The 9,130-nt window shown below is 65.1% G+C and carries 10 protein-coding genes; 1 reads left to right on the forward strand and 9 read right to left on the reverse strand.

Annotated features, from left to right (window positions below; genetic code table 11):
• Positions 1-137 precede the first annotated feature (137 nt).
• Positions 138-1,649, reverse strand: a complete 1,512-nt coding sequence (gene glgA, locus I6U14_RS15185; protein WP_296900363.1) for a glycogen synthase GlgA — start codon at positions 1,647-1,649, stop codon at positions 138-140.
• A gap of 324 nt (positions 1,650-1,973) precedes the next feature.
• On the opposite strand from glgA, the gene zwf reads away from it, so the two are divergent.
• Positions 1,974-3,470 carry a glucose-6-phosphate dehydrogenase gene (zwf, locus tag I6U14_RS15190; RefSeq protein WP_296900364.1) on the forward strand — a complete coding sequence of 499 codons (1,497 nt, stop codon included), beginning with the start codon at positions 1,974-1,976 and terminating at the stop codon, positions 3,468-3,470.
• 65 nt (positions 3,471-3,535) lie between these two features.
• On the opposite strand, the gene I6U14_RS15195 is transcribed toward zwf, so the two are convergent.
• From I6U14_RS15195 to I6U14_RS15230, 8 genes are all read right to left on the reverse strand, one after another.
• A complete protein-coding gene (locus tag I6U14_RS15195) occupies positions 3,536-4,654 on the reverse strand; it encodes an alkene reductase (RefSeq protein ID WP_296900365.1) in 1,119 nt (372 codons plus the stop codon).
• Positions 4,655-4,831: 177 nt separating this feature from the next.
• Positions 4,832-5,329, reverse strand: a complete 498-nt coding sequence (locus tag I6U14_RS15200; protein ID WP_296900366.1) for a hydrogenase maturation protease — start codon at positions 5,327-5,329, stop codon at positions 4,832-4,834.
• A 160-nt stretch (positions 5,330-5,489) separates the two neighbouring features.
• On the reverse strand, positions 5,490-6,920 hold the full coding sequence (locus I6U14_RS15205; RefSeq protein WP_296900367.1) for a Ni/Fe hydrogenase subunit alpha: 1,431 nt from the start codon (positions 6,918-6,920) through the stop codon (positions 5,490-5,492).
• Between the two features lie 362 nt (positions 6,921-7,282).
• The gene (locus I6U14_RS15210) at positions 7,283-7,825 is read right to left on the reverse strand and encodes an NADP oxidoreductase (RefSeq protein WP_296900368.1); all 543 of its coding nucleotides are present in this window, start codon (positions 7,823-7,825) and stop codon (positions 7,283-7,285) included.
• Between the two features lie 14 nt (positions 7,826-7,839).
• Positions 7,840-8,571 carry a bidirectional hydrogenase complex protein HoxU gene (gene hoxU, locus I6U14_RS15215; protein WP_296900369.1) on the reverse strand — a complete coding sequence of 244 codons (732 nt, stop codon included), beginning with the start codon at positions 8,569-8,571 and terminating at the stop codon, positions 7,840-7,842.
• A gap of 77 nt (positions 8,572-8,648) precedes the next feature.
• Complete coding sequence (locus I6U14_RS15220) at positions 8,649-8,801, reverse strand: type II toxin-antitoxin system HicA family toxin (RefSeq protein WP_296900370.1); 153 nt, start codon at positions 8,799-8,801, stop codon at positions 8,649-8,651.
• Entirely contained in the window at positions 8,798-8,989 is a 192-nt protein-coding gene (locus I6U14_RS15225) for a type II toxin-antitoxin system HicB family antitoxin (RefSeq protein ID WP_296900371.1), read from the reverse strand. The genes I6U14_RS15220 and I6U14_RS15225 overlap by 4 nt, the downstream gene beginning before the upstream one ends.
• 48 nt (positions 8,990-9,037) lie before the next feature.
• Positions 9,038-9,130, reverse strand: a 93-nt coding sequence (locus tag I6U14_RS15230) for an NADH-ubiquinone oxidoreductase-F iron-sulfur binding region domain-containing protein (protein WP_296900372.1), incomplete at its 5' end; no start/stop codon positions are given.

Raw genomic sequence — 9,130 nt, forward strand, 5'->3', positions numbered from 1 at the left:
ATGGTGCACCTGACGCTGTTTCTGGCTTATGTGATGCTCATCTTCGCGCCATGACGGGCGCCCGGCGCATGACCAAGGGCCTCGCGGCTGCCGCTCACCACGCTGTCGTCGAAGGTCGAGATCTAGGACGTCCGCATCTATGCCATCGCCGCTTCGTGGAGCGGCGCGCGGGAGGCGATGGCCTCGGCGTAGAAATCCACGTAACGGCGGGCGCTCGCCTGCCAGCTCAGGTCCTTGCGCATGCCGGCAAGCATCAGCGCACGCCATTGCTGGGGTTGCTCCCGCTGCATCCGCAGCGCCTTCTCCAGCGCGTACCAAAGGCCGTCGGCGTTGGGATCGTCGAACAGGAAGCCGTTGGCGGTGCCAGCGGCCAGGGCTGCGTCGCTGGCGTCCACAACGGTATCCGCGAGCCCCCCGGTGTTGTGTACGATAGGCACAGTGCCATAGCGTAGGCTGTACATTTGGTTCAGCCCGCAGGGCTCGAAGCGCGAGGGCATCAGGAAGGCGTCAGAGCCCGCCTCGATCAGGTGCGCGCGCGCTTCGTCGTAGCCCACGTGCACACTGACCCGCTCGGGGTGCGCTGCGGCGGCCTCCTGCAGGGCCTGTTCCAATGCCCGGTCGCCGGCGCCTTGCATCACCAGCTGCACACGCCCGGCCGTGACCAGCCGCGGCAGGATGTCGATGATGAGATCCACGCCCTTTTGCTCCACCAGACGACCGACGTGGCCGACCACGAAAGCGTGCTCGTCGCGGGGCAGGCCGAACAGCCTCTGGAGCTCCAGCTTGTTCTCGGCCTTCAGATGCACGCGCTCTCCCGCGGGCCGCGGGGTCGGGGGTGGGTCGTGGGGGTGTTGCCCTCGTGGGTGGGTGGTGCGGTGCAGGGTGCCGCGGCAGCGCCCGCCCAGTGGGCGGAGGCGGCCGTCCAGCCCACAGCCGAAGCGCTGGGTTCGAACCGCGTCGGCGTACTGGGGGCTGACGGTGTTGACGCGGTCGGAGAAGACGATGCCGCCCTTGATGAAGGACATGCGCTGGTGGAACTCGAGACCGCTCAGGCTCCACAGTGACGCCGGCAAGCGCAGCCGATCGAAGGTGGCGCGGTCGAACAACCCTTGGTAGGCCAAGTTGTGGATGGTGAACACCGTAGCCGGGCGCTCATCATGCTCACGCAGTAGTGCCGCGGCGAGACCTGTCTGCCAGTCATTGCTGTGGAGGATGTTAGGGCGCCAGTTGAGGGGCGGTAGACCCATGGCCACATGGGCGACCACACGGCTGAAGAGCAGGAAGCGCTCGGGGTTGTCGCCCCAGTCGCGGCCGCTGACGTCGGTGTAGGGATTGCCTTCGCGGCAAAAGTAGGCCGGGGCGTCCACCAGATAAACGGGCAAATCACGATCCGGCAGTAGGCCGCCGTAAAGCTGCACGCTGCCGACGACGCCGGACATGCGCAGCTCCATGAGAGGCTTCAGCTCACGAACCTGCTTCTTGGCGTTCGGGTAGGCGGGCAGGATCAGGCGAGCGTCGTGGCCCAGCTGGCGCAGCGCCATGGGGAGGCTTGCCGCGACATCACCGAGTCCGCCGGTTTTCACCAGTGGGTGGGCCTCGCTGCTCGCGATCAGGACGCAATAGCCGCGTGGGTCCAGGTCGGAAAGCATAGGGCTTCGGTCCATAGCTGTCGGCGCAGTGGTTGAATTGTTCGCAGGATGGTGGCGCGCAGGCTAAATACTCGGACGGCATGGTGTCGTCGTCACGACAGCGTCGGCACTGGCAGGCCGTCTGAACCCGCGCTGCCGCGCGCTTTTGCCAGCTAAGACATGCGGCTTTAAACGGTGTGCCGGAACCCGCGTAGCTGACTGAGCGCTGTCTGGTGTCGGTCAACCGCGCGGGCGGTGGCCAACGGCGACGGCTAGCTTTTGTTCAATGAACCTAACACAAAGTACAGACAATGCACGACGCAGTTTTGCGCTGAGGAGCCTTTCATGTCTACATCCTGCACGCTGGTGATCTTTGGTGCCACCGGCAATCTCTCACAAATAAAGCTGTTACCTGCGCTCTACCACCTGGAGCGCGGTGGCCATCTGGGCCCGTCGATGAGGGTCATGGGTTTCGGGCGCCGCGACTGGTCGGACGAGGACTGGCGCGGTGAGGTGCGGGATACCCTCGGCGAGCAGCTGCGCGAGCGCCTGGAGGGCGAGGTGCTGGAGCGCCTCCTGGCGCGGCTCTATTTTGTCGAAGGCGATCTCACGGACGACGCCGGCTTCGAACGCCTGGCCCGGCGACTCGCGGCAGAGAGCCAGGGTAGCGATGGCGATGCCGGCTTTCCACCCAGCCTGGTGTTCTATCTGGCAGTGGCACCCGCCTTCTACGGCGAGGTCGCGGACCGCCTTGCGACCCAGGGGCTGAACCATCCCGAGCACGGCGCGGCAAGGCTGGTGGTGGAGAAGCCTTTCGGCTATGACCTGGAGAGCGCGCAGATCCTGGACGAGCAGCTGCAACGGCACTTTGGCGAGGAGCAGATCTACCGGATCGACCACTACCTGGGCAAGAGCACGGTGCAGAACGTGCTGGTGTTTCGCTTCGCGAACCTGCTGCTCGAGCCGCTGTGGAACCGCAACTACATCGATCACGTGCAGATCACCCACGCCGAAGCCAAGGGCATTGGCGGCCGCGCGGGATTCTACGATGGGGTCGGCGCGCTCCGGGACATGATTCAGAGCCACCTCTTGCAGATGCTGACGCTGGTGGCAATGGAGCCGCCACCGAGCATGGACGCCGAGGCGCTGCGGGACGAGAAGGTCAAGGTGCTGCGCTCTATCCGGCCCATCCCGCGGCAGGCGGTGCATGCGCAGGCCTTCCGGGCGCAGTATCGGGCGGGTGAGAGCAACGGGGCCAGAGTGCCTGGGTACCTGGAGGAGGAGGGTGTGGACTCGCGTAGCAGCACGGAGACCTACGCCGCGCTCAAGCTCTACATCGACAACTGGCGCTGGCGGGGCGTGCCCTTTTACCTGCGCACGGGCAAGCGGCTCGGCGCGTCGCACTCGCTCATCGCGATCCGGTTCCGCCATCCGCCACAACAGCTCTTCAGTGACACGCCCATCGAACAGCTGAAGCCCAACTGGCTGCTGCTGAACATACAGCCCAACGAGTGCATGCGCTTCGAGCTGCTGGTGAAGCAGCCGGGCCTCACCATGCGCACCCAGACCGAGCGCCTGGATGCCAGCACGTGCTCCATCGGTCGCGATCAGATCGATGCCTACGAGGCGCTGATCCTGGATGTGCTGTCAGGGGATCATTCCCTGTTCCTGCGCTCCGACGAGGTGGAGCACGCTTGGCGGGTTGTGGACCCGGTGCTCAAGCTCTGGGCTACCGAGCGCGACTACATCCATACCTACGAGGCCGGCAGCTGGGGCCCCACCGAGGCCAACCGGCTGTTCGACAAGGAGGATCAGGACTGGCGCAACGGGCTGGATCAGTGATGCGCCGCGCCAGGTACGCGGAGTTGGAGCGCCGGCGTGGAAGCCGGCGTTCGCAGTGAGGCGTGTCAGCCGCGTAGGGTGGGGTAGTCCGTGTAGCCTTGGGCACCGCCGCCGTAGAAGGTGGCGGGGTCGGGCTCGTTGTAGGGGCCGCCTTGCCGGATGCGCTCAGGCAAGTCCGGATTGGCGAGGAAGAGCCGGCCGAAGGCGATGCAGTCGCCGTCGCCGTTCTGGATTGCCCGGCGGGCGCGCTCCGGCGTGTAGGCGCCGTTGAGCATTACCACGCCGTCGAATCGCGACCGTGTGAAGGGCAGGATCTGCTCCATCTTGGGCTCAGCCCCGCGCATGACGTCGGTGTCGGCCACGTGCAGATAGGCGATGCCGCGCTTGCCCAAGTGCTCAGAGACGTAGCCGAAGGTCTCGCCTGGGTCGGCGTCATCGATGCCGTTCAGCTTGAAGAGTGGCGAGATGCGAACGCCGACGCGCCCGGCGGGTATCTCGCCCAGCACCGCGTCCATCACCTCGAACAGCATGCGCGCTCGATTCTGCAAGCTGCCGCCGTATTCGTCCGTGCGCTGGTTGGTGTTGCTGGCAAGGAACTGATGCAGCAGATAGCCGTTGGCGCTGTGCACCTCCACGCCGTCGAAGCCTGCGGCGATGGCATTACGCGTGGCTATCACGTATTCCTGAATAGTGGCGTCGATGTCGGCCTTGGTCATGGCCTTGGGCGGCGAGACCGGCCTGAGCCCGGCTTTGCCCTCGTCATCCACGTAGAACACCTGACAGGCATCGCAGTGCACGGCAGACGGCGCCATGGGCGGGATGCCGGGGTGCAGCGCCTCGTGAGACATACGCCCGCAGTGCCAGAGCTGTAGCACCATCTGCCCGCCGGCTGCGTGCACCGCCTCAGTCACGAGCCGCCAGCCGGCTACCTGCTCCTTGGTGAAGATGCCGGGGGTGAGCGCATAGCCCATGGCCACCTGGGAGATGTTTGTCGCCTCCGAGACGATGAGCCCGGCCCCCGCGCGCTGAGCGTAATACTCGGCGTTCATGGGGCCCGGGACGTTGCCCGGCTGCTGCGCCCGCGAGCGGGTCAGGGGCCCTAGGACGATACGGTTGGACAGGCGCAGCTCGCCCGCTTGAAGCGGCGTAAAGAGCGGATCATCGGTGGCTTGTGTAGCGCTCATGGTCGTGACTCCCTAAGACTGGTCGGATCTCGATAACGCAAACATCCATGATCGCAGATCCCCCGTTGCGGCGGCGTCACAACAGCATTGTCCGTCCGGTGTTGCTTAATTACATACACTGTCACCGTATTAAGTTGACAAAAATCTCGCCGTCGATCTTGGGGACGGTATACTCAATTAAGACGTTGGACGCTGGTGCGTCCGCGTCGTGTTCTCAGCTGCCAGCGCGCAGATGGTCCGCACGGCCGCCATCGCTGCTGGGAGAGCTGCGTGCACAGCGGGGCTCAGGTCGAAGTGGCCGTAGTCCCAGGCGGCACCGCCTACGGAGACGAGCCAGGCCTCCGGTGCCCTGCCGTAGAGCCCCTCGCACCAAGCGAGCAACTCCCGCGGATCGTGGAAATGGGCCATGGTGGAGAGCGCGGTGGGGTCCGGCCGGAGGGGTAGGGTGCGTACCTCTCCGGCTGCCGTATCGGCGGCGGCGTCGATGAAGATCACACGCGTTGCCTGCTCGAGGTCGGCCACGATCTCCGCGGTGAGGATGTGGCGGGCTTGGACTTCGGTGTGGTCGGGCCAGTCGCCTTGGGCGGCTTGCTCGGCGATGCGATCCGCGAGCAACGGTCCCACGGCATCATCGCCGCGGATGGGGCTGCCGTAGCCGATGATGAGGGTGTGCATCGGGCGGGGCTAAGTGCTGACGCCGCCGAGCTCAGCTTCTTGAGGGTGCTGGCCGAGCGTAGGCGGGGGTGGCGGAGTGCGGAGTTCGCGGTGCGAAGTGCGGGAGTCGACTCCGCACTGCGCACTACGCACCGCGCACTTCCCATCTGCGCTGATGGCTTCAATCACGACTGATGCGCCGCACCACCTCGCCGTCGGCGTTGTGGATATCGATCACCATCGGCATCTGCCCGAAGGCATGGGACGCGCAGGACAAGCAGGGGTCGTAGCAGCGGATCACGGCTTCGACGCGGTTCAGCATGCCCTCTTTCACGTCGGTGCCGTCCACGTAGGCGTCGGCGACTTCCTTGATGCTGCGGTTCATGGCCAGGTTGTTGTGGCCGGTGGCGATGATGAGGTCGACCCAGGTGATGAGCCCTTCGTCGTCGATCTTGTAGTGGTGCATCAGGGTGCCGCGGGGGGCCTCCGATACCCCAAGGCCCTCGCTGCGGTTGCCGCGGGCACGGGCGCGCACGCGGGTATCCAGAATATTCGGGTCCTTCAGCAGTCGCTGCATGCTCTCGATGGCGAAGATGATCTCTACCAACCGGGCGTAGTGGTAATGGAAGCTGGAGGTGATGGGGCCGGCGTCGTCCTGCAGGGTACGGAACTCGGCGAGCGCGACATCGGCGAAGGGGGTGCCGCAGGCATCGGCGTTGTTCAGACGGGCGAGGGGGCCGACGCGGTAGATGCCCTTGGGATAGCCGAGCGGCTTGTAATAGGGGAACTTCATGTAACTGAAGTCCTCCACTGCCTCGCCGATGATCCGCGGGTAGTCGCGCGGTGGCACCTTGTCCTCGACGATCCGTCCGGAGGCGTCCTTGAGCCGCAGGAAGCCGTCGTAGTGCTCGAGGTGGCCCTGCGGCGAGACGAGGCTCAGGAACATGGTCTTCATGGTGCCGAAGTGGCTGGCCTCGTCCTTGAACTTCGGCACCAGGGTCTTGAAGAAGGCGTACGTGTCCTTCGCGATCTCCAGTGCCTCCGGCAGCATCGCAAGCATGCTGTCGCGCTTCTCCACCGTCAGCGCCTCGTTGACGCCCCCGGGCACGACCCAGGTGGGATGGATCTTCTTGCCGCCCAGGGTCTCGATGATGGTCTGTCCCACCTGCCGGAGGCGAATGCCGTTCTTGGCGAGCTGCGGTTCAGTGCGCATGACGCCGAAGATGTTCCGATCCTTGGGGTCAGAGTCCCAGCCCAGCAGTAGATCTGGTGACGACAGGTGAAAGAAGCTCAGGGCATGGCTTTGGAGCAGCTGCGCCAGGTTCATGACTCGCCGCAGCTTTTCCGCGGTCGGTGGGATGGTCACCGCGAGCAGGTCGTCGCAGGCCTTGTTGGAGGCCAGTAGGTGGCTCACGGGGCAGATGCCGCAGGTGCGGGCTGTGAGCGCGGGCATCTCGCGGTAGGGGCGGCCCTCGCAGAATTTCTCGAAGCCGCGGAACTGGGTCAGATGGAACTTGGCATCTTCCACCTCGCCGGTGTCGGCGAGCTGCAGCGTGATGCGGGCATGCCCTTCGATGCGGGTGACCGGTTCGATGCTGATGGTGCGGCTCATGGTGCTGGGCCCGATGGCTGTTCAGGAAACGAGGATGTGATAACGAGCGACTGCTGGTGGTGGCTCAGTTCGCATCTTCTACACCGATCTGGATGGTCGCTGCGGCCAGCGCGGGGTCCATCTCGGCGAGCAGGTGCAGGTGTCTGCCGGGCTCAAAGGGGGCGCCGCGCAGCAGCGTCATGGTCGAGAGCCGCTCTCCGCCGCCGGCAGCGCCACGGCGGCTGCGAGCAGTGGCAGCGTGCGGACTCGCAGCATCGCTGCAGCGGCGGTGCACAGCCAAGTCTGCATGAGCCGCAAGCCGCGAGCGGATGCGGCACGCTCGGATGATCGCGGCGGGGACGCCGCTCCCACAAGCATGCCAATCAGGCTCCAAACCGCGTCACTTGGCTCGGGTCTGGGGTGCGGCCGGCGATGAGCTCAGTGAGCACATAGTGGATGGCATCCGCTTGGGGCGGACATCCGGGGACGAAGATATCCACATCCACGACACCGTGCACCGGCCGCACCGTGGCCAGCAGCCGCGGCACGCCCTCGGTCGGAATCTGCGGGTTGAGGTCTACATTGTCGCGGTAGGCCCGCTCGATGACGTCGTCCAGCTTGAAGGGGTTGCGCATGGCGGGGACGTTGCCGTTGACGGCGCAGTCGCCCAGGCTGAGCAGGACCTTGCATCGGGCGCGGAATTCGCGGGCCTTGTGCAGGTCCTCTTCATTACTGATGGAGCCCTCCAGAATCCCCAGGTCCACCTGCTCCGGGAGCTCCTTGGCATCCACGAAGGGGCTGTAGACGATGTCGATCTGTTCCGCCAGGTCCACCAGCCGCTCGTCCATGTCCAGGAAGGACATGTGGCAGCCTGAGCAGCCGTCGAGCCAGGTGGTGGCGACCGTGACCCTCGTGCCTTTGCTCATTGGTTGGCCATTGCTCATCGGTTGCTTCTCCGCCGCGCCAGGATGGACAGGAACTGCTGGTCTTTGACCATCTCGCCGACGGAAGTGCCTTGCTTGACCAGCGCGCCGGTGGGGCAGACCTGCACGCACTTGCCGCAGCTGGTGCAGCTGTCGCTCTCGCCCCAGGGCTTGGCCAGGTCCGTGACCACCTGGCAGCCGCTGCCGCGGCCCATGACGTCCCAGGTGTGGGCGCCCTCGATCTCGTCGCAGACCCGCACGCAGCGGGTGCAGAGCACGCAGCGGTTGTGGTCAACCCGAAACATCTCGTGGCTGGAGTCCACGCTGTAGCCGGTGTTCCGGTAGGGCATGCGCACGTGATCCACGCCGCATTTCTGCGCCAGCCATTGCAGCTCGCAATGGCCGTTGGACACGCAGACCGAGCAGACGTGGTTGCGCTCGGCGAACAGCAGCTCTACCAGGGTGCGGCGGTAGCGCTGGAGCTTGTCGGTATTGGTCTGCACCGACATGCCCTCGCGTACCCGTGTGGCGCAAGCTGCCTGCAGCCGCGGGCCGCCGTCCACCTCCACGACGCAGAGCCGGCAGGCCCCGACCACCGACAAGCCGTCCATCCAGCACAGGCTCGGGATCGGGATCTTGTTCTCCCGGCACACCTCGATGATGGTCTCATCCGCTCGGGCAGAGAGATCCTGGCCGTCGATGTTCAGCGTGACGACACTGACGTTGGGTTGCTGCGCGCGGATCGGCATGGGGTGTCCTCGTCCGGGGGGTTGCTTCTGGGCTCTTTGGTGTCAGTGGGGAGCGATCAGCTCAGCCTTTTGATGATCTACCTTGCGAGGTGCTCTTGTATCTCCCGGTGCCTTGGAACCGGCTGCGATTCTTTCGTCTCCGGGTTGTGATACCAGTCGTGCCGACCTCCATGGCGGATCAGGACACAGCCCATGGATTCCAGGCGCCTGATCAAATCCCTGCGCTTCACGCCACTTCCAGCTCACCGACGCGTCGAACCAAGGGAAGCGTGTCTGAAGTCAGTTCCTTGTAAATGTCGCGCAAGTTCTCCGCCAGCTCATCCAGCGACTCCCCCTGGGTCATGTAATCCGGAAACTCTTCCAGATACCCGAGCCAGAAACCGTCGTCCTGCCAGTACACGAACTTCAGTTTTTTCATGTTCTCGACGTTCTCGTTCATGCCACTCCTACCGGGTGTGCGGTTGCCTTACCCCAGCTTCTCCTCGTACTCATGCCGGAAATACCGCAGCGTCGACATCACCGGGTTCGGCGCCGTCTGCCCGAGGCCGCAGAGGCTGGT

The organism is Thiohalocapsa sp. (genome assembly GCF_019695415.1).
Taxonomy (GTDB): domain Bacteria; phylum Pseudomonadota; class Gammaproteobacteria; order Chromatiales; family Chromatiaceae; genus Thiohalocapsa.

Coding starts and splice junctions, on each gene's coding strand:
- glgA (WP_296900363.1), bottom strand. CDS start 1,649: ATGCTTTCCGACCTGGACCCACGCGGCTATTGCGTCCTGATCGCGAGC.
- zwf (WP_296900364.1), top strand. CDS start 1,974: ATGTCTACATCCTGCACGCTGGTGATCTTTGGTGCCACCGGCAATCTC.
- I6U14_RS15195 (WP_296900365.1), bottom strand. CDS start 4,654: ATGAGCGCTACACAAGCCACCGATGATCCGCTCTTTACGCCGCTTCAA.
- I6U14_RS15200 (WP_296900366.1), bottom strand. CDS start 5,329: ATGCACACCCTCATCATCGGCTACGGCAGCCCCATCCGCGGCGATGAT.
- I6U14_RS15205 (WP_296900367.1), bottom strand. CDS start 6,920: ATGAGCCGCACCATCAGCATCGAACCGGTCACCCGCATCGAAGGGCAT.
- I6U14_RS15210 (WP_296900368.1), bottom strand. CDS start 7,825: ATGAGCAAAGGCACGAGGGTCACGGTCGCCACCACCTGGCTCGACGGC.
- hoxU (WP_296900369.1), bottom strand. CDS start 8,571: ATGCCGATCCGCGCGCAGCAACCCAACGTCAGTGTCGTCACGCTGAAC.
- I6U14_RS15225 (WP_296900371.1), bottom strand. CDS start 8,989: ATGAAAAAACTGAAGTTCGTGTACTGGCAGGACGACGGTTTCTGGCTC.